General features: G+C 61.6%; 14 protein-coding genes. 7 read left to right on the top strand and 7 right to left on the bottom strand.

Annotated elements, in window-relative coordinates; all coding sequences use genetic code 11:
* Window positions 1-263: 263 nt before the first annotated feature.
* A complete protein-coding gene (locus N2A98_RS12040; RefSeq protein WP_275623494.1) occupies window positions 264-752 on the bottom strand; it encodes a DUF1289 domain-containing protein in 489 nt (162 codons plus the stop codon).
* 151 nt (window positions 753-903) lie between these two features.
* A complete protein-coding gene (locus tag N2A98_RS12045; RefSeq protein ID WP_003191024.1) occupies window positions 904-2154 on the bottom strand; it encodes a ribonucleotide-diphosphate reductase subunit beta in 1251 nt (416 codons plus the stop codon).
* 355 nt (window positions 2155-2509) lie between these two features.
* On the opposite strand from N2A98_RS12045, the gene N2A98_RS12050 reads away from it, so the two are divergent.
* Window positions 2510-2725 (top strand): TOBE domain-containing protein, encoded by a 216-nt coding sequence (locus N2A98_RS12050; protein WP_003173733.1) that lies wholly within the window; start codon window positions 2510-2512, stop codon window positions 2723-2725.
* Between the two features lie 39 nt (window positions 2726-2764).
* On the opposite strand, the gene N2A98_RS12055 is transcribed toward N2A98_RS12050, so the two are convergent.
* Both N2A98_RS12055 and N2A98_RS12060 read right to left on the bottom strand, forming a co-directional pair.
* Window positions 2765-5950, bottom strand: coding sequence for a DUF6543 domain-containing protein (locus N2A98_RS12055; protein ID WP_275623495.1), 3186 nt, complete (start codon window positions 5948-5950; stop codon window positions 2765-2767).
* Between the two features lie 89 nt (window positions 5951-6039).
* Window positions 6040-7185 (bottom strand): PatB family C-S lyase, encoded by a 1146-nt coding sequence (locus N2A98_RS12060; protein ID WP_275623496.1) that lies wholly within the window; start codon window positions 7183-7185, stop codon window positions 6040-6042.
* A gap of 201 nt (window positions 7186-7386) precedes the next feature.
* Here N2A98_RS12060 and ggt point away from each other — a divergent pair, with 201 nt between their 5' ends.
* The gene (gene ggt, locus N2A98_RS12065; protein WP_275623497.1) at window positions 7387-9111 is read left to right on the top strand and encodes a gamma-glutamyltransferase; all 1725 of its coding nucleotides are present in this window, start codon (window positions 7387-7389) and stop codon (window positions 9109-9111) included.
* A 131-nt stretch (window positions 9112-9242) separates the two neighbouring features.
* On the opposite strand, the gene N2A98_RS12070 is transcribed toward ggt, so the two are convergent.
* From N2A98_RS12070 to N2A98_RS12080, 3 genes are all read right to left on the bottom strand, one after another.
* A complete protein-coding gene (locus N2A98_RS12070; RefSeq protein WP_275623498.1) occupies window positions 9243-10034 on the bottom strand; it encodes a MipA/OmpV family protein in 792 nt (263 codons plus the stop codon).
* 16 nt (window positions 10035-10050) lie between these two features.
* On the bottom strand, window positions 10051-11874 hold the full coding sequence (locus N2A98_RS12075; protein WP_275623499.1) for a serine hydrolase domain-containing protein: 1824 nt from the start codon (window positions 11872-11874) through the stop codon (window positions 10051-10053).
* A gap of 196 nt (window positions 11875-12070) precedes the next feature.
* Complete coding sequence (locus N2A98_RS12080) at window positions 12071-12952, bottom strand: LysR family transcriptional regulator (RefSeq protein WP_003191032.1); 882 nt, start codon at window positions 12950-12952, stop codon at window positions 12071-12073.
* Between the two features lie 272 nt (window positions 12953-13224).
* Here N2A98_RS12080 and N2A98_RS12085 point away from each other — a divergent pair, with 272 nt between their 5' ends.
* The 5 genes from N2A98_RS12085 to N2A98_RS12105 are packed head-to-tail and all read left to right on the top strand — an operon-like array spanning window position 13225 to window position 18630.
* Complete coding sequence (locus N2A98_RS12085) at window positions 13225-14043, top strand: MaoC family dehydratase N-terminal domain-containing protein (protein ID WP_275623500.1); 819 nt, start codon at window positions 13225-13227, stop codon at window positions 14041-14043.
* Window positions 14044-14071: 28 nt separating this feature from the next.
* Window positions 14072-15235 carry an acyl-CoA dehydrogenase family protein gene (locus N2A98_RS12090; RefSeq protein WP_275623501.1) on the top strand — a complete coding sequence of 388 codons (1164 nt, stop codon included), beginning with the start codon at window positions 14072-14074 and terminating at the stop codon, window positions 15233-15235.
* A gap of 11 nt (window positions 15236-15246) precedes the next feature.
* Window positions 15247-16614 (top strand): MmgE/PrpD family protein, encoded by a 1368-nt coding sequence (locus tag N2A98_RS12095; RefSeq protein ID WP_275623502.1) that lies wholly within the window; start codon window positions 15247-15249, stop codon window positions 16612-16614.
* Complete coding sequence (locus N2A98_RS12100; RefSeq protein WP_078466862.1) at window positions 16607-17800, top strand: CaiB/BaiF CoA-transferase family protein; 1194 nt, start codon at window positions 16607-16609, stop codon at window positions 17798-17800. The genes N2A98_RS12095 and N2A98_RS12100 overlap by 8 nt, the downstream gene beginning before the upstream one ends.
* 14 nt (window positions 17801-17814) lie before the next feature.
* Window positions 17815-18630 carry a CoA ester lyase gene (locus N2A98_RS12105; RefSeq protein ID WP_275623503.1) on the top strand — a complete coding sequence of 272 codons (816 nt, stop codon included), beginning with the start codon at window positions 17815-17817 and terminating at the stop codon, window positions 18628-18630.
* Window positions 18631-19369: the final 739 nt, after the last annotated feature.

Raw genomic sequence — 19369 nt, forward strand, 5'->3', positions numbered from 1 at the left:
CCCCACCACTCGGCACCTCGCCTAGGCTCGGTGTGCCCGTAATCCGCCAGTGATTTGGGGGGCCGCCGCCACGCGCCATCCATGGCGCGGGGCGGCTAAACCGGCATCCCTGCCGGTTTACCCCCCAAATCCCTGTCGAATTCCGGCCAGCGTGGTTTGATGGGGCGCCTAAGATCAAAAGCAGATCAAGAGCAAGAGCGGCTCGCTTCGCATCGTGGTTACCGTCGCAGGCAAGCCAGTTCCTACAGTGCTTGTGGCGCTGGTCAGCGCGTGGCAATCAGCGCCGGTCCGAATGACTCTTTCAGGAAAGCCGGGGCGATATAGCGTTCGTAATGGGCCTCGGACAGCAGAAAGAACTCCCGGTCTATCGCATCGCGCAGGTCCGCCAAGTGGCGCTCGCGAAACTCGGGCAGCAACGCCAAGCCATACGCATCCAGCTTGGAGATCACCCGTGCGCCACGGGCAATCAGTTGGTATGCCCAGCAATACGGCGACTGGTGCGGTACAAAGCGAATCTTGCGCGCTTCCAGTTGCTGACGCAGGCGCTGCGGATCGAAGACTTCCAGCTTGCTGGCCATCACCTGTACCAGCAACTGCTCCAGGCGCAGCCACACCGCTTGTTTTTCCTCGGCGCTATAGCCATTCCACTGGATCACTTCATGGTGATAACGCTTGCAGCCCCGGCAGACCAGGTCACCGTAGACGGTGGAGCACAGGCCGACGCAAGGGGTCTTGATGGTTTGGTTGGGCATAAAGGCTTTTTACGCAAGTCTAAAGAACACAGATAACCACCTGTGGGAGCGGGCTTGCTCGCGAAAGCGGTAGGCCAGCTAGTATTCCACTGACTGACACTGCGCATTCGCGAGCAAGCCCGCTCCCACATTTTTTGGGGTCCGTGTGGATTCAGTCCCAGCTCAGCGCGCCGCCGGTCTGGTACTCGATCACACGGGTCTCGAAGAAGTTTTTCTCTTTCTTCAAGTCCATGATCTCGCTCATCCACGGGAATGGATTGGTGGTGCCTGGGTACTCTTCCTTCAAGCCAATCTGCGTCAAACGACGGTTAGCGATGAACTTCAAATAATCTTCCATCATCGCCGCATTCATGCCCAACACCCCACGAGGCATGGTGTCGCGAGCGTATTCGATCTCCAACTGCGTCCCCTGCAGAATCATCTGGGTCGCTTCTTCCTTCATCTCGGCATCCCACAGGTGTGGGTTTTCGATTTTGATCTGGTTGATCACGTCGATACCGAAGTTCAGGTGCATCGACTCATCGCGCAGGATGTACTGGAACTGCTCGGCCACGCCGGTCATTTTGTTGCGGCGGCCCATGGACAGGATCTGGGTGAAGCCGCAGTAGAAGAAGATGCCTTCCAGTACGCAGTAGTAGGCGACCAGGTTGCGCAGCAGTTCTTTGTCGGTGTCGACGGTGCCGGTTTCGAACTTCGGATCGGAGATCGAGCGGGTGTACTTCAGGCCCCAGGCGGCCTTTTTGGCCACCGATGGAATCTCGTGGTACATGTTGAAGATCTCGCCTTCATCCATGGCCAGCGATTCGATGCAGTACTGGTAGGCGTGGGTGTGGATCGCTTCTTCGAAGGCCTGGCGCAGGATGTACTGGCGGCACTCCGGGTTGGTGATCAGGCGGTACACGGCCAGTACCAGGTTGTTGGCCACCAGGGAGTCGGCGGTGGAGAAGAAGCCCAGGTTGCGCATGACGATGCGGCGCTCGTCGTCGGTCAGGCCTTCGGGGTTTTTCCACAGCGCGATGTCGGCGGTCATGTTGACCTCTTGCGGCATCCAGTGGTTGGCGCAGCCGTCGAGGTACTTCTGCCAGGCCCAGTCGTACTTGAACGGCACGAGTTGGTTGAGGTCGGCGCGGCAGTTGATCATGCGCTTTTCGTCAACGGCGACGCGGGCGGAGGCGCCTTCCAGCTCGGCGAGGCCTTCGGCGACGTCGAGTTTGTCCAGGGCGGCCTTGGCGCGCACGATGGCGGCGGAGTCGTTGGCGGTGACGGCGCGGGCTTCCACGGCGGCAGCGGCGCCGGCACCGTCGAGGCGGTCCATGTTGGCTTCGGTGGCGTGGCCGGCGTTGGCGCCTTTGATCACCGCTGCACCGGTGTCTTCGTTGTCGACTTCATCCCAACTCAGCATGGAAATACTCCTTCCTGGTACTCGAAAAATAAATGTTTTTGCAGGCTACAAGGCATTGAAATACTGCGCGTAGTGTGGTCGGTAAATACCGATGCTGCACACTATGTAGTGGTCTGATCTGTTTGTGGGCACACTATATGGGGTGTGACAAAGTTGGTCAACGCACAAGATGTGCGGTCATAGGTCGCTGCCACACACAAATTCAGCCGTAGGCGGGTCATGAAACATCACTACACATATTCCTATATCGAATAAATAAATAGATATTTATTCCTTTTAATATTCTATCCGGCAGCGCATTTTGAGGGCCTGCGCATTCGTGCGGATTGACCCAACAGCCAAAAGGAAAGCCGACATGACCATCAAAGCGATCAACGTGCGCAACCAGTTCAAAGGCGTGATCAAGGAGATTCTGCTGGGGGAAGTGGTGTCGGAAATCGACGTGCAGACTGCGTCGGGCATTGTGACGTCGGTGATCACCACGCGCTCGGTGCGTGACCTGGAATTGAAAGTGGGCAGTGAGGTGATTGCCTTTGTGAAGTCCACAGAAGTGTCCATTGCCAAGTTGTAAACGCCCAACAGGGTCAGGGAAAGGCGTGTGGCAGTGCCCTCAGTCAACTCGATTGAAAATTTCCCTGACCTGATCCTCGGGCATGACACCTTTGCCCGTTCCCTCGATCAGCTCAAACGTGCCATCAGCATTCACCGTGATGCCCAGGGAGCTGGCCAGCGTGACGCTGACGCCGGGCCGTGCTTGAAGCAGTGTCCTGAGCGGTTGTTCGCCCTGCAACGATTGCCCGATGGTGGTGGCCATGCCTTGCAGTGAACCTGAATTGACCCCGCCTACCAGAATGACCTGCCCACCTTTGTTCAGTGATGCGTTCAATCGATCCAGCAACGCTTGGGTATTGCCGCCTCGCAGGCCCAGTTCCAGGTTGCTGCCGGTCAGGTGCATCAGCGTGCGGGTCTGGTAACGCGCACCGTCCCAGTCGGTGAGCACCGCAATGGCCGAGCAGTCGGTCAGGCTGCGGGTGGAGAGCACGTCGTTGCCGCTCGTGAGTGTCGTGGCTTCACCCATGGCCACCTGCACGGTATTGGCGGCTTTCAGCTTGGCGGTGCGCCCCAACCAGCCCAGGGTAAGCCTGGCCGCGTCGGCCCTGGCCAGGTCTGCGGCCGGATGCACCTGGTTGCCAGGCAACGGTGAAACACCATGGGGGCGCAAGGCCACATCCGGTTTCACGATGGCGTTGGCTTGCTGCAGCCGGTACACCACTTCGCGCCTCTGCTCAGGGGTCATGCCCTTGCAGTGGCGCTTCAATTCGTCGATGTCGGCTTTGCTAAAACCTGAGCGCTGCAGTTGCTTGAAGGCTTTTTTGAGCGGAGCCAGCGCGACAAAGTCGGCCTTAAGGGCCTGCACAGCATGGTTGGCACTCAGAAACTGGCGGTATCCTTGCGCAAGGCTCATCTCTAGAGGCCCGCATTTCTTGAACCTGATATCCCGGGTTTGGGTTTTATCCAGTGGTGCGTAATAGAACTCGGCAGTGTCAGCCTCTACCACCAGGTAGCGCTGGCTGGCGCTGGTGACGACCACGCCTCTGAGCTGGCGCTGATCATTGCTGGCGTTGCTGATGCTGCCGAGTTTGACCACCCGAGTATCGTTAGCAAGCGTGCCGGCGCTATCGCCTGTGTAAAAGCCGAAATCGGGGTCGTCAATGAGCTGGCCGTGCACGTGCGCCTTGTAAGTGATGCGTTCGCCGTTGGCGACGGGCACCAGTTGGGGGCCGGTGTCGCCTTTGACTATTTTGTGCAGGCGTTTTTCATAGACCACCGTGCGCTCGCGCGTGAACAGCCCGGCCTTGGACGGGAACAAGCGCACGTGCTCCAGGGCCTGCAGGCGTTCTTGGGGTTTGGGCAGGTCGGCGATAAGTTTAACGAAACACTCGTCCTGGATGCCGCGTCGCACCCGCCCACCCGCAGCGGGCGCAGGGCAAAGCGCCTCAAAGCCCTCCAAGGGCTTGGCGTGTTCTGCTGCTTGCAGGTCGGTCAGCTCGCCAGGTCTTGTATTGAGGTAGCGATACACCCGACCACGGTCCACCAGGTCATAGCCATTGGCGCGTGGCAGGGTATAGGCACTGGGGCTCAAAGGGTGTTCGATGACCATTGCCTGCCGGCCGTCGCTGAAAAGCTCCCGAGTCAAGGGGATCGTGGCCGGTTGCTCAAAAGCAGGCTCCTTCACGGTACCGCCCACGATGGCAAACAGCTCATTGAGCGCGCCATCCAGTGCGGCAGTGCTGCCGTGTTTGCGCTCGGCCTGCGTGTCCCCCGTGATCGATTGCTCGACACCCAATTGGGCTTCTACAAGGCCGGCGGCGGCCGCGACACCGACCACAACCGGCTCGCCAATCACTGCGAACTTGGCCGCCAGGCCGGCGGCTACGGTCAAATCGTTAAGCCAGGTATCGCGGGTGACCTCGCTGTTGGACTTGATCATGACGTCTGCATCGCGGGACATGCGTTCGCGGGTGGCGTCTTTGATCACGCTGAACACGTCGCCGTGAATGCGCACATTGGCGCTGTCGATAACGGTCCCTTCCAGGGTGTCCCAGTAGCCGCTGGCCAAGTAGCGAATGGCGCTGTCCGCGCCTTTGTTCGAGCGCGAATCGCCGGTGATGAAGGATTTGAAATCGCTCCAGAACCCCAAGTCGCTGTCTTGTCGGTCCCTGAGGGCGAAGTGCGATTGCAGCGCCTGGCGCGTCTCGGCATGCCGGCCTTGCTCGGCCACCCATTGGTCCATCGCGTCCAGGGAATCAAAGCGCAGGAAAGCGGGCTTGTGCCCCGGCATATACAGGACCTGCACGCCGTCTCGACGATCACGCAATTGCCCGTGGCTGCCGTAGTCAGTGGCGGTGAAACGCAGGATGTCGTGAGCGGGGCGCCCGTTGATGTCAAACACGTGAACCCGTGTGCGGCCTTCTACCGGCGCTGTCGCTCGTAGTTGTTCGACGCTCAGGGCTTGGTTTTCATCCAGGGGCAGGTTGGCGGCGGCGCCCATCACCAGGCGGTAATCATCGCGGGTAAAGCGCTGCTCGGCCGGCATGTTCAGGCGTTCGGCGGGTGAGGCGCGCTCGTAGGCCTTGAGCTGTTCACGGGCCTGATAAATGAACTCGCCTTTCAAGGCGGTGCGGTAGTCATCGCCATGGTCGTGCCAGAAGCGTTCGAGCTTTTGAGTCATGTGCGCCTGAAAGTCGGTTTTCCAGCTTTCATGCATCAGCTGGGAAGGCGCCAGCGCAAACTGGTTATGGGCGCCATAGCCGCCTTGGGTACTTTGCCCGCGGCCGACCGTGTACAGGCCGGCCTGCTGGTCAAGCACGCCGGGCAGTGCGTCGTGTTCGCTGAAGTTGCTCAACAACGCGTCCGGCAGCGCCTGGGAAACCGTGGGTTCTTCCCTCAGATGTTCCCAGTCGGTGACGGTATTGGCACTTTGTGCTTGCTGGAAGCGATTGAGGAAGATGGCGTCGGCATCGACCTTGCGCCCGGTCAACTTGAACACCAGCGCCTCGGCCCATTGCTTGGCTTCGTCGCGGACCCTGGGCAGCGCAGTGTGCGTGGCCTGCAACAGCTGCCGGTAGAGGGCTTTCTGGTGGTCTACCGATGTACTGCGGTTTTGCCTCAACGCCGGTTTGCGTGGCGGTTGTAGAGGCTCCACTGAGTAGGCCGGCAAGGCCTGCGGGGTATCGCCGGCGATGGGTTTGAAATCCCAGGCAATGAGGGGGAGTGGGCGTGGCGGCAGAATCATCGACGGGCGGCTCCGGGAGAATTTCAATGGCACAGCGGGCAGCTAAGCCCGGTATGTGCGGAAAATCTCCCGTGCGGTTCCGACCGACGTCAGCGGTTTTGTAAGCTGATCTGCATGCGCTGCACGCCTTCCTCCAGCATCGCCCGTGGGCAACCGAAGTTCAGGCGCACGAATTGCTGGCTGTCATCGCCAAATTCAATCCCCGCGCTCAGGCCCACCTTGGCCTGCTCCAGAAAGAACTGCTGCGGGTCATCAAGACCCAGGGCGCTGCAATCGAGCCACGCCAGGAAGGTGCCCTGTGGCGCATGCATCACCACGCCGGGCAGGCGGGTTTTTACCGCGTCGAGCAGGTAGTCGCGGTTGGCTTGCAGGTACTGCACCAGCGCGCTGAGCCACTCGGTGCATTCGCTGTAGGCGGCGCGTGTGGCTTCCAGGCCCAGGGGGCTGACGCTGTCAACCATGCCGCAGCGCGCCTGATTGAAACGCTCGCGCACCTCGGCGTTCTGGACCACGGCGAAGCAGGTCTTCAGGCCGGCCACGTTATACGCCTTGCTCGCTGACATCAGCGTGATGGTGCGCTGGGCGATCTCGGGGCTGAGGCTGGCGGTGGGGATGTGGCGACGGCCGTCGAAGCACAGCTCGGCGTGGATTTCGTCGCTGATGATCAATGCGCCGGTGTCCAGGCAGGCATTGGCCACCGCCAGCAGCTCTTCACGGGCAAACACCTTGCCGATGGGGTTGTGCGGGTTGCTCAGCAACAGCGCCCCGGCCCCGCTCAAGGCTTGGCGCATGGCCGGCAGCGGTGTGCGGTACTCGCCATCGATCAATTGGAACGGCACTTCGATGCGTGGCAGGTTCCAGTTGCCGGGCGCCAGGCGAATCGGCCGATAGTTGGGGGTTTGCAGCACCACCGCCTGGCCAGGCTGGACGAAGGCGTGCAGGGCCATATTGAAGCCAGGCTCCACGCCGGGCAGAAACAGCAGTTCTTCAGGCTGCACGCGCCAGGCGTACTTGGCCCACAAGTCGGCAACGATAGCGTCGCGCACGTCCGGGCCGGCCACGCTGTAGCCGAGAATCTGCTGGTCGAGGCGCGCGTGCAGGGCTTGCAAGATGGCGGGCGGCGCGGCGATGTCCATGTCAGCGATCCACATCGGCAGGACGTCTTGCGGGTAACGGCTCCACTTGGTACTGCCGGTATTGAAGCGTGGGTGGATCGTGTCGAAATCAAAGCTCATGGACAGGCTCGTATCAGGGCGGCGGTAAAAGAATGGCGCCGATTCTAGCGCCATTAATTTTATAGACCAGAGCTGATTGCCGACTTGCGCAGCGGTGTGCGTTCCATGACCGACAAGTTCTGTAATAAAAACGCCATTGCGCTGGGGATTAAATCGGCTAGGAGCTATTTTGGTGCATCTCAATAAACAGAGTAGCCATGGATGAAATACCAACCCTTCAGTCACACGTTGATTGCGACCGCGCTGGTCTTGACGGTCAACGGTGTGCACGCAGCTTCCCAAGCCCCGGTTGCGGGTGAAAATGGCATGGTGGTCACGGCCCAGCACTTGGCAACCCACGTGGGTGTTGATGTGCTCAAGGCCGGCGGCAACGCGGTCGATGCGGCGGTGGCGGTAGGTTACGCACTGGCGGTGGTGTACCCGGCGGCGGGCAACTTGGGCGGCGGTGGTTTCATGACCGTGCAACTGGCGGACGGGCGCAAGACCTTCCTCGACTTCCGCGAAAAAGCCCCGTTGGCGGCGACGGCCGACATGTACCTCGACAAGGCCGGCAATGTGGTCGAAAGCCTCAGCGCCAAAGGCCATTTGGCGGTCGGCGTACCGGGCACGGTGTCTGGCATGGAGCTGGCCCTGAGCAAATACGGCACCCTCAAGCGCGCCCAAGTGATTGCCCCGGCGATCAAGCTGGCGGAAAACGGCTTTGCGCTGGAGCAGGGCGATATCGACCTGTTGCACACCGCCACCGGTGAGTTCGAAAAAGACCAGGACATGCGCGGGATCTTCCTGCACAACGGCAAACCGATGCAGGTGGGCCAGAAGCTGGTGCAGAAGGACCTGGCCAAGACCCTCAAGGAAATCTCGGCCAAGGGCACCGACGGTTTCTATAAAGGCTGGGTCGCCAAGGCGGTGGTGGATTCCAGCCAGGCCGGCAAAGGCATCATCACCCAGGCCGACCTCGACGCCTACAAAACCCGCGAACTGGCCCCCATCGAGTGCGACTACCGTGGCTACCATGTGGTCTCGGCGCCGCCACCCAGCTCGGGCGGTGTGGTGATCTGCCAGATCATGAACATCCTCGAAGGCTACCCGATGGCCGATCTGGGCTATCACTCGGCCCAGGGCCTGCACTACCAGATCGAAGCGATGCGCCATGCCTACGTGGACCGCAACAGCTACCTGGGTGATCCGGACTTCGTGAAGAACCCCATCGAGCATCTGCTGGACAAGAACTACGCGGCCAAGTTACGCGCTGCCATCGAGCCGCAGAAGGCCGGTGACTCCCAGGCGATCAAGCCAGGTGTGTCGCCCCACGAAGGCAATAACACCACCCACTATTCCATCGTCGACAAGTGGGGCAACGCGGTCTCGGTGACCTATACCCTCAACGACTGGTTTGGCGCCGGGGTGATGGCCAGCAAGACCGGGGTGATTCTCAACGATGAAATGGATGACTTCACCGTGAAGGTCGGGGTGCCGAATATGTATGGGCTGGTGCAGGGCGAAGCCAACGCCATCGCACCGGGCAAGGCGCCGTTGTCATCGATGAGCCCGACCATCGTCACTAAGGACGGCAAGGCAGTAATGGTCGTTGGCACACCGGGGGGCAGCCGCATTATCACCGCGACCTTGCTGACCATCCTGAATGTCATCGACTACAAGATGAACATCCAGGAAGCCGTGGATGCACCGCGCTTCCACCAGCAATGGATGCCGGAAACCACCAACCTTGAGACCTTTGCCGTCAGCCCGGACACCCAGAAGATCCTCGAAAGCTGGGGCCACACGTTTGCCGGCCCGCAAGATGCCAACCACCTGGCCGCCATCCTGGTAGGCGCGCCTTCCCTGGAGGGCAAGCCGGTGGGTAACAACCGTTTCTATGGGGCCAATGACCCGCGGCGCAACACGGGCTTGTCGTTGGGTTACTAAGGAACTGGCATTGTCTCTGTAGGAGCGAGCTTGCTCGCGAAGCACTAACAGGCGCCGCGTTTATCTAGAAAACACGCGTTATCGTGGACGTTTTTCGCGAGCAAGCTCGCTCCTACAGAGGGCAAGGTAGATCAGAAGGTGTATTGCAACTCCCCCGACACCGACGCCTGCAACCGCTGCTCCACAATCGGGCTCTTGCCGGCCTTGTCCGCCAGGTATTGCACATCCAGCAAGGTCGAGAACTGCGTGTGTTCGTTGATCGGCACGCTCCATGAAAGGCTCATGCCATTGCTGATATTGCCGGCACTTGCCTTGTATTCCTTGAAGCGGCTGCGGGTGGCCTGGTCGGTAGTCACGCCGTACCAGGTTTGCAGGTAGTTGCGGTCACCGAAGTGGCTGTTGATGGCGGCATCGACGCAGCCGTAGCGGCCTTCATACAGATGGGTACCCAGGCTCAACTCCAGATGGGTAAAAGCCTTGCCGGTTTCCTTGTGTTTATCTTCTTCAAGCGCATGTTCCAGGGTGGCGCCGATGATCACACCGCCGAGGTTGTAGGCGGCACTCACTCCCAATTGCGGACGTGACTTGATCTGGCCCATACCTTTGAGGCGTTTGGAGCCGGCCTGCATGCTTTCATTTTTATCCTTACGCGAACCGCTTGCGCCAACGTATGCGCTGAAGCTCAGGGCATTACCTTCGTAACCCCAGCCCAGGCCCGTATCAGTATCGAGGAAGACGCCCCAGGGGCTGATGATTTTGCCGCCGAGTACAGGCGCCGTCATACGTTCGTCGCTGCCACTGTAGCGGGGTGCGTTGGCCATGCCGGCCTTGAGGCTGTATTGCCACTCTTCGGCAAGCGCCGTATCGGCGGCGGCGAGCAGGCACAGTGAGGTCAATGACAGGCACAGGTTTTTTGCGTGCATCAGGTGTTTCTCCTGGTTAGAAATTCGAGGGTATGTGGGGTGATTGGGTACGTTTGAAGGAATAACCCGAAGCGCTCAGCCCGTTGACCTGGCGGCTGACGGTATCGCCCAGGCCGTAGCCGTTGCCGGCCAGTACCGCATGGGCGTTGTCGATGGGCAGCAGGATGTAGTCGGTCAGCGGCTCGCCGTGCAATTGGCCGCGAATCACCAGAAAGCCGTCCTCCTGACGCACGCTGATGCCACTCAATGGCGCGTCGGGTTCATGGCTGCTGAGCACCTGATAGGTGCCGACCGTGTTGGCCCAGGCGGTAGGCAAGGGCGGTGGCTCGATGCGTTCACCGATGGCAATGCGTTGGCCGTGGCTGCGCGCGGTGAGCATTTGGCGGCCTTGTACCTGGATCAGATCCAACTGCACGCGGCCCAACTCGCCCAGGTCCTTGCGCCAGAAGCCGAGGATCTTTTTCTGCGCGCGCAGCCAGCCTTGTTCATCACGTAACAGCTCGAAATCGTAGCCGGCCAGTTCGCCGGTCAAGCGCGCATGCTCATCCCTGATGCGGAACACGCCCCAGGCGGTCGCATAGAAACCAGCCAGGCGCTTGCGATCCACCGCCGCCGGCACATGGCGCAGCTTGAGGCCGTGGCTCGGGGCCTGGCAGTCATCGGCGCACACGGGCTGGCCGGTCTGTGCCTGGAGCATCAGGCGCAGGCTGTCGGTGGTCAGTGACACCACCATGTCTTCGGCGTTGCTGTCGTTGGCCATGATGATCACCGCCAGTTGCTGATCCGGTAGCAGGGTCAATTGGGCGACGAAGTCATCGCCGCCACCGCTGTGCTGGTAGGTGCGCACACCGGGGCCGATGGGCTCGTCACCGCAGGGCGCGAGAAACCAGCCCAGGCCGATCTGGCAGTCGAAATCCAGGGCATTGCCGGTGTTTTGCTGGGTAAACATGGCGTCGATAGAAGCGCTGCCGAGGATCTGGCTGCCCTTGTAGGTGCCCTTGGCAAATAGCATGCGTACGTAGCGGCTGAGGTCTTTGGGGCTGGTCCACAGGCCACCGGCGGCGAGGTCACGCACCTGGGCGTCGGTGCTGGCCTTGCCGTCCTCGTAACCATGGGCGCGAAAGCCCATTTGCGCACCGGTGCCCACGAAGCTGGACTGGTTCATTCGCAGGGGCGTGAGCAGGCTGCTTTGCAACTGGGCTTCAAAGCTTTTACCGCTGCTGCGCTCGATGGCCGCGCCCACCAGTGAATAACCAAGGTTGGAGTACGCCACCTGGGACCCCGGCAGGCTGCTCAGCCACACACCCGACACGCGCATCGGCATTTGCCCCATGGCGTAAGTGCTGCGCAGGTCGCGCAGGTGCTCGCTGGGCAAGCCGGATTGATGGCTGAGCAAGCGCCGCAAAGTGATCGCTCGATCCGCCTCGGCCTGGTCGCTGTGAAAGCGTGAACGTACGTAGAACTCACGCAGGGTCTGCTGGATCGGTGCATCCAGCGCCAGGTGGTGCTGCTCCACCAGCTGCAGCGCCGCCGTGGCGCTCAGCAGTTTGGAAATGCCACCGGCGCGAAACGCGGTATTGGGCGTGACCGGCACCCCCTGGTCTTTGTCAGCCAGGCCAAAGCCACGGGCCCAGATCAGCTCCTGGCCATTGACCAGCGCAATCGACAAACCTGCCACATTGTCCCGCGCCATCTCCCGGGGAATGCGGGTTTGCAGGTAGCGGATGATTGCGCCGTAATCGCCTTTTTGAATCGGCGGCGGGGCAGGCGGTTGCGAGTGGCAACCGATACTGCCCATCAGGCAACCCAAGAGCGGAATACCGCGCAACCTGCGAAACATCAAGAGCACCCGAGCGATGGTTTGGATGCTGGAATGCTAGGCCGGCGGGGGCTTGGAATCTTTGAGTGCTTTGTCGGGAAACTGTCAAAGACTGTTAACAGCCACCTGTAGGAGCGAGCTCGCTCGCCAAAAACGCACAGGCGCCGCGTTTATCCAGAAAACACCCGTTATCGTTGAGGTTTTTTTCGAGCAAGGATCAGGGCATCAACGTGGCGATCAGCGCGCGAATGGTCCCTGGCAACGCTTCCAGCTCACGTACCAGGATGCTGCGCTCGCGAATCGCCCAGGGTTCGTCGAGCTTCACGGTCACCAGTTGCATGGTGCGGCTGTGGCGCAGGGCGGCGGACTCGGGAATGATGCCGATGCCCACGCCGGCCTCGACCATCCGGCAGATCGCCTCGAAGCTCGAGACCTGGATACGCAGCGACAATTGCTTACCCAGGCGCTCGACGTGTTCGCGCAGGAAACTCAACAGCGTGCTGCCTTCATGCAGGCCGATGTGCTGATACGCCAGGGTTTGCTCAAGGGTCACTGAAGGCAGGTCGGCCAACGGATGCCCGACCGGCACCATCAGCACCAGTTCATCGGTGCTGAAATGCAGTACTTGCAAGCCGGAGGCTTCCACGGGGCCGGCGATGATGCCCATGTCACTGGTGCCATCGAGCACCCCGCGCACGATGTCCCGTGACAGGCGTTCCTGCAGGTCGACGGTGACGCCGGGGCGCTGTGACAGAAAGCCTGCCAGAACCTCCGGCAAAAATTCGGTGACCGCCGTGGTGTTGGCGAAGATACGGATATGCCCGGCCGAATCCACGCCGTATTGGGTGAACTCGCTTTTGAGGTAATCCACCTGGCGCATGATCAACCGCGCATGGTGCAACAGCCGCTCGCCTGCCGGGGTGATCTCCACGCCCCGGCTGTCGCGGTACAACAGGCGCGTGTCGAGCTGGCCTTCCAGGGCCTTGATCCGCGCACTGGCGGCAGCCGGCGACAGGAAGGCGCGCTTGGCGCCCTGGGTAAGGCTGGGAGATTCGGCGATATGGATAAACAGGCGCAGGTCGGCGAGATCGAAGTGCATGCAAGGCTCCCGGTATAAACACCAAACCTCATCACAATGAAGATCCAAATGTGGGAGCGGGCTTGCTCGCGAAAGCGGTGGATCAGCCAATGTATTCAGTGACTGACACTGCGCTTTCGCGAGCAAGCCCGCTCCCACAGGGATATGCGGTGTTTTTCAATTAATGGCGTTCAGCATAACCGAACGCTGGTTTATTGAAATGCAAATTCTCAGAACGGGCAGGCCCTTGCATGATCCACGGCAGACACCCACTGCCTGAGGACCTGCACTCGATGAGCGCCACTGATTGGATCGGCCGAAGTGAGACCGCCCACGACCACCTGAGCCATAACCTGCTCAAGCGTATCGCCGCCACGTTCGATGAAGCCGTGCCTGCCGATGGCGACGCGGTGCCTGCGTTGTGGCAATGGTGTTTTTTCCAGGACCCGTTGCCCGAATCGGCCCTGGGCAGCGACGGTCACCCGGCACGCGGTGGGTTCCTGCCACCGGCCGATAACCGCAATCGCATGTGGGCCGGTGGGCGCCTTGAGTTTTTGCACCCTTTGCGGGCTGGCGAGGCGGCCACGCGCGTATCCACCATCACCCAGGTCGAAGAAAAAACCGGCCGCACCGGTTCACTGTTATTCGTCACCGTGCGCCATGACTACTCCCAGGACGGTCGCCTGGCCATCCGCGAGGAACAGGACATCGTCTACCGCGAACCCACGCCACCCAAGGCGGGCAGCGGCGACGCGCTGGCCCAAGGCGAATGGACAGAGGCCGTCGAGCCGACGCCGACCTTGTTGTTTCGCTACAGCGCCGTGACGTTCAACGGCCACCGCATTCATTACGACTACCCCTATGTCACCGGCACCGAAGGCTATGCCGGCCTGGTGGTGCATGGCCCGCTGATCGCCACCTTGAGCCTGCGCGCGTTCTGCCGGGCGCACCCCGAAGCGACCCTGCGCCGCTTTGCCTATCGCGGTGTGCGCCCACTGACCGCGCCACAGCCTTTTGAGGTGGGCGGGCGCATCAGCGCAACTGGCGTCGCAGAACTCTGGGCTGGCAACACTGAAGGCCTGGCGCAGACCGCCCAGGTGCATTTCGAATAACCCAATAACAACAGGCGGAGAGCCGTTAATGAATGCCCACGACACTGAAGAACTCAACGCCATCCGCGACGGTGTGCGTGCCTTGTGCGCCGAATTCGATGCCGCTTACTGGCGCAAGATCGATGAAGAAAAGGGCTTCCCCGAAACCTTCGTCAAGGCGCTGACCGACGCCGGTTGGCTGTCGGCAATGATCCCCGAGGAATACGGCGGTTCCGGCCTGGGCCTGGCCGAAGCCTCGGTAATCCTTGAGGAAGTCAACCGCTGCGGCGGCAACTCGGGCACCGTGCATGGCCAGATGTACAACATGTTCACCCTGCTGCGTCACGGCAGCGAGGCGCAAAAACGCTTCTACCTGCCCAAGCTGGCCAGTGGTGAATTGCGCCTGCAGTCGATGGCCGTCACCGAGCCCACTACCGGCACCGACACCACCAAGATCAAGACCACGGCGATCAAGCACGGCGACAAGTACGTGATCAACGGCCAGAAAGTCTGGATCTCTCGGGTACAGCATTCCGACCTGATGATCCTGCTGGCGCGCACCACGCCTTTGGCCGACGTAAAGAAAAAGTCCGAAGGCATGTCGATCTTCCTGGTGGACCTGCGCCAGGCCATCGGCAACGGCCTCACCGTGCAGCCCATCGCCAATATGGTCAACCACGAGACCAACGAGCTGTTCTTCGACAACCTGGAGCTGCCCCTGGACAGCCTGATTGGCGAGGAGGGCAAGGGTTTCAAATACATCCTCGATGGCCTGAATGCCGAGCGCACGCTGATTGCCGCCGAGTGCATCGGTGACGGCCGCTGGTTTATCGAAAAGGCCAGCGCCTATGCCCGCGACCGTGTGGTGTTTGGCCGGCCCATCGGACAGAACCAGGGCGTGCAGTTCCCGATTGCCGAGGCGCATATCGAGATTGAAGCGGCGGACCTGATGCGCTGGCGCGCCTGTGAGGAATACGACAGCGGCAAGAACGCCGGGGCCAGTGCCAACATGGCCAAGTACCTGGCGGCCAAGGCGTCCTGGGAAGCGGCCAACGCCTGCCTGCAAACCCACGGCGGCTTCGGCTTTGCCTGCGAGTACGACGTGGAGCGTAAATTCCGCGAGACCCGCCTGTACCAGGTCGCACCGATCTCCACCAACCTGATCCTGTCCTACGTGGCCGAGCATTTGCTCGAACTGCCGCGCAGCTTCTGAGGGCCTTGAGCATGCATCATACCCAAGCCCTTTGCCGGTTCCTGGCCGAGCTGACTTACGCGCAGTTGCCCGAGCACGTACTGGCGCGCACCGAAGAGCTTTACCTGGATTGGCTCGCATCCGCCTTGGCCAGCCAGGGCGCGCACCCGATTCCCCTGTTTGAACGCTACGCACAGAAGATGGGCCCGAGCAGCGGCCCGGCCCAGGTGATCGTCAACGGCACCGGCACCAGCGCGTATTTTGCCGCCCTGGTCAACGCCGCCTCCTCACATCTGGTGGAGCAGGATGACCTGCACAACAGCTCGGTGCTGCACCCCGCCACTGTGGTATTTCCCGCCGCGTTGGCCGCTGCCCAGGACTTCGGCAAGTCTGGCCGTGAACTGTTGCTGGCCTCGGTGGCCGGCTATGAGGCGGGGATTCGCATCGGTGAGTTCCTGGGCCGTTCCCACTACCGCATCTTCCACACCACGGCCACGGTCGGCACCCTGGCGGCAGCGGTCGCGGTGGGCAAGTTGCTCGACTTCAACGAAGAGCAATTCATCAACCTGCTCGGCAGCGCCGGCACCCAGGCCGCCGGGCTGTGGGAGTTTCTGCGCGATGCCGCCGACTCCAAGCAACTGCACACGGCCAAGGCGGCGGCGGACGGCTTGCTGGCGGCTTACCTGACGGCCGATGGGCTGACCGGCGCGCGCAATATTCTTGAAGGCGACCAGGGTTTGGCGGCGGGCATGTCCAGTGATGCGCAGCCGGGCAAATTGTCTGCCGACCTGGGCAGCCGTTGGGCACTGGTAGAAACCTCGTTCAAGTTCCACGCCTCCTGCCGTCACACCCATCCCGCTGCCGATGCGCTATTGGACGTGATGCAGCGTGAAGGCTTGAGCGCTGCACAGATTTCCCAGGTGCAAACCCACGTGCACCAAGGCGCCATCGACGTACTCGGCCGGGTGACGGTACCGGCCACCGTGCACCAGGCCAAATTCTCCATGGGCACCGTGCTCGGCCTGATCGCCGTGCATGGCAAAGCCGGGTTGCCTGAATTCCATGACCTGGCGTTGAGCGATCCTGCGGTCGCGGCGTTTCGCGACAAGGTCAGCATGAGCCTGGACCCCGAAGTCGACAGCGCCTACCCGCAACGCTGGCTGGGCCGCGTCACCGTCACCACCACCGATGGCCGCACGCTGCACGGTGCCATTGATGAACCCAAGGGTGACCCGGGCAACACCCTGAGCCGTGCCGAGCTGGCGGATAAGTTCCAGCGCCTGGCCCACTTCAGCGGCGCCCGCACCCCGGCCCAGGCCAACCGCCTGATCGAGCATGTGTGGAACCTGCGCACTACCGCGTCCATGGCCCATTGGCTTGGAGGAATTTGTGATGACTGAACAACGACCGCTGGACGGCATCACCGTCGTCAGCCTGGAACACGCGATTGCCGCGCCATTCTGTACGCGCCAACTGGCCGACCTGGGTGCCCGGGTCATCAAGGTGGAGCGCCCCGGCACCGGCGACTTCGCCCGTGGCTATGACGAGCGGGTGCGTGGCCTGGCATCGCATTTCGTCTGGACCAACCGCTCCAAGGAAAGCCTGACCCTGGACCTCAAGCAGGACGAGGCGGGCGCCATTCTGGATGCGCTGCTGGCCGACGCCGATGTGCTGGTGCAGAACCTTGCCCCCGGCGCGGCGGCGCGCATGGGCTTATCGTTCGAGGCGCTGCACGCGCGCTTTCCACGGCTGATCGTCTGCGATATTTCCGGCTACGGCGAAGGCGGGCCCTACGAGAAAAAGAAAGCCTACGACCTGTTGATCCAGAGCGAGGGCGGCTTTCTCTCGGTGACCGGTGGCCCAGATGAAGAACAGATGGCCAAGGCCGGTTGCTCTATCGCGGACATCTCGGCCGGCATGTACGCCTACAGCGGCATTCTGTCGGCGCTGCTGCTGCGCGGCAAAACCGGCCAGGGCAGCCGCATCGATGTGAGTATGCTCGAAAGCCTGGTGGAGTGGATGGGCTACCCGATGTACTACGCCTTCGACGGCGCGCCGCCGCCACCGCGTGCGGGTGCCGCGCATTCGACGATTTACCCTTACGGGCCGTTTCCCACTGGAGGCGGCGGCACGGTGATGCTCGGCTTGCAGAACGAGCGCGAATGGGCGGCGTTCTGCGACAAAGTGCTGCTCAGCCCGGCGCTGGCGACGGACGAGCGCTTCAGCGCCAACTTCAAGCGCTCGGCCAACCGCGAGCTGCTGCGCCAGATCATCGTGGAGCGCTTTGCCCCACTGGACGTCGAGGCGGTGATCCAGCGCCTGGAAGACGCGCAGATTGCCAGTGCACGGGTCAACGACATGCAAGGCGTGTGGGACCACCCACAACTCAAGGCCCGCGACCGCTGGCGCGAAGTCGACAGCCCGGCGGGGCCGTTGCCGTCGCTGCTGCCACCGGCGCGTAACGCTGCGTTTACCCCGCGCATGGACGGCGTGCCAGCGCTGGGGCAACACAGCCAAGGCATCCTCGACCAGCTGGGTTACTCCGTTGAGGCCATTAACAGCCTGCGCGAGCGCGGTGTTATCTAATCAGGAATCAAGTGATGCCAAAGCCATTAGTACGTTCTGCGCTGTTTGTGCCGGGCAGCCGCCCGGAGCGGTTTGCCAAGGCCCTGGCCAGCGGCGCCGACGCAGTGATTGTGGATTTCGAAGACGCGGTGGAAGAGCCGCTCAAGCGTCAGGCCCGGGATAATCTGGGCGCGTTCCTGCATGCGCATGCCGAAGCCCAGGTGTGGGTACGCATCAACGCGCCCCAGCATGCTGAGCATTTTGCCGATGTCGCCTTCTGCAAGGCCCATGCAAATGTGGCGGGGGTGTTGCTGCCCAAGGTCGAAAGCGCGGCTCAGGTGGCGGTGGTGGCCGCGACCGGCAAACGTATCTGGCCAATTATTGAAAGCGCACGGGGTTTGCTGGCACTGGCGCAGATTGCCCAGGCGCCCCAGGTAGAGCGCCTGTCGTTCGGCGGCTTGGACCTGGCGCTGGACCTCAACCTGAGCAGTCACTCCCGCGCGGCCGAACTGGCCCTCGACCAGGCGCGCCTGGCGCTGATCGTGCATTCGCGCGCCGCGGGCCTGGCGGCGCCGCTGGACGGCGTGCACCCGGCCATCGACGACCCCGAAGGCCTGCACCGCTCGATCCGGCACGCTTATGAAATGGGCTTTGCCGGCGCGTTGTGCATTCATCCCAAGCAAGTCGCAGTGATCCATGCCGCGCTGGCGCCGAGCGCCGAAGAGCTGGCCTGGGCCAGGCGGGTGGTGGAGGCGGGCGCCCATGGGGCAGGGGCTTATCAGATTGACGGGCAGATGGTGGATGCGCCGGTACTGCTGCGCGCGCAGCGGCTGCTGGCCGCGCAACTGTAACTGACAAAACCGGTAACAAAATGTGGGAGCTGGCTTGCCTGCGATAGCCATAGGTATCTACACAATTTTGTAGGTTGTAGCAGCCGACGGGGTAACCACGATGCGAAGCGAGTCGCGCTTGATCTTGCTCTGCTTTTGATCTCTGGCGCCCCGTCAAACCACGCTGGCCGGAATTCGACAGTGATTTGGGGGGTAAACCGGCAGGGATGCCGGTTTAGCCGCCCCGCGCCATGGATGGCGCGTGGCGGCGGCCCCCCAAATCACTGGCGGATTACCGGCACACCGAGCCCAAGCGAGGTGCCGAGTGGTGGGGCAAGAGCGTTTTGCTTACTTTTGCGCTTTTCAAAAGTGAGCCGCCGTCAGGGCGGAACCCTAAGTGGCCGTTACCGCAGGAATGAATATGTACACAATCCAACTGTATTGACTGCCAGGCCGTCTTCGCAGGCAAGCCAGCTCCCACATTTGGATCGTTGGGGTGTCAGGTAGATAGCTGTCGGCTGTCAGTCCGTCACGGGAGCAAGCTCCCTCGCCACAGGTTTAGCGTCGTACCGAAGTTGTGGAGATATCTATGCTGCGATAGCGGCAGAACAGTCAATGTCTGTGTTGTCTGACACACCGCTATCGCAGGCAAGCCAGCTCCCACCCTGGACGCGTTCGGCTAGGCCGAACGCAGGTATCTAAAATTCGAAATTCACGACACGCGTTTCATCAGGCACCTTGCCTTACAACACAACAATAA

It is taken from the genome of Pseudomonas sp. FJ2-5-13 (assembly GCF_029201605.1).
GTDB lineage: Bacteria > Pseudomonadota > Gammaproteobacteria > Pseudomonadales > Pseudomonadaceae > Aquipseudomonas > Aquipseudomonas lactis.

Excerpts from the sequence above, each read along its gene's own strand:
- N2A98_RS12040 (WP_275623494.1), bottom strand. The coding sequence starts at position 752 with ATGCCCAACCAAACCATCAAGACCCCTTGCGTCGGCCTGTGCTCCACC.
- ggt (WP_275623497.1), top strand. The coding sequence starts at position 7,387 with ATGAAATACCAACCCTTCAGTCACACGTTGATTGCGACCGCGCTGGTC.
- N2A98_RS12070 (WP_275623498.1), bottom strand. The coding sequence starts at position 10,034 with ATGCACGCAAAAAACCTGTGCCTGTCATTGACCTCACTGTGCCTGCTC.
- N2A98_RS12075 (WP_275623499.1), bottom strand. The coding sequence starts at position 11,874 with ATGTTTCGCAGGTTGCGCGGTATTCCGCTCTTGGGTTGCCTGATGGGC.
- N2A98_RS12080 (WP_003191032.1), bottom strand. The coding sequence starts at position 12,952 with ATGCACTTCGATCTCGCCGACCTGCGCCTGTTTATCCATATCGCCGAA.
- N2A98_RS12105 (WP_275623503.1), top strand. The coding sequence starts at position 17,815 with ATGCCAAAGCCATTAGTACGTTCTGCGCTGTTTGTGCCGGGCAGCCGC.
- N2A98_RS12050 (WP_003173733.1), top strand. The coding sequence starts at position 2,510 with ATGACCATCAAAGCGATCAACGTGCGCAACCAGTTCAAAGGCGTGATC.
- N2A98_RS12085 (WP_275623500.1), top strand. The coding sequence starts at position 13,225 with ATGAGCGCCACTGATTGGATCGGCCGAAGTGAGACCGCCCACGACCAC.
- N2A98_RS12100 (WP_078466862.1), top strand. The coding sequence starts at position 16,607 with ATGACTGAACAACGACCGCTGGACGGCATCACCGTCGTCAGCCTGGAA.
- N2A98_RS12095 (WP_275623502.1), top strand. The coding sequence starts at position 15,247 with ATGCATCATACCCAAGCCCTTTGCCGGTTCCTGGCCGAGCTGACTTAC.
- N2A98_RS12090 (WP_275623501.1), top strand. The coding sequence starts at position 14,072 with ATGAATGCCCACGACACTGAAGAACTCAACGCCATCCGCGACGGTGTG.
- N2A98_RS12045 (WP_003191024.1), bottom strand. The coding sequence starts at position 2,154 with ATGCTGAGTTGGGATGAAGTCGACAACGAAGACACCGGTGCAGCGGTG.
- N2A98_RS12060 (WP_275623496.1), bottom strand. The coding sequence starts at position 7,185 with ATGAGCTTTGATTTCGACACGATCCACCCACGCTTCAATACCGGCAGT.
- N2A98_RS12055 (WP_275623495.1), bottom strand. The coding sequence starts at position 5,950 with ATGATTCTGCCGCCACGCCCACTCCCCCTCATTGCCTGGGATTTCAAA.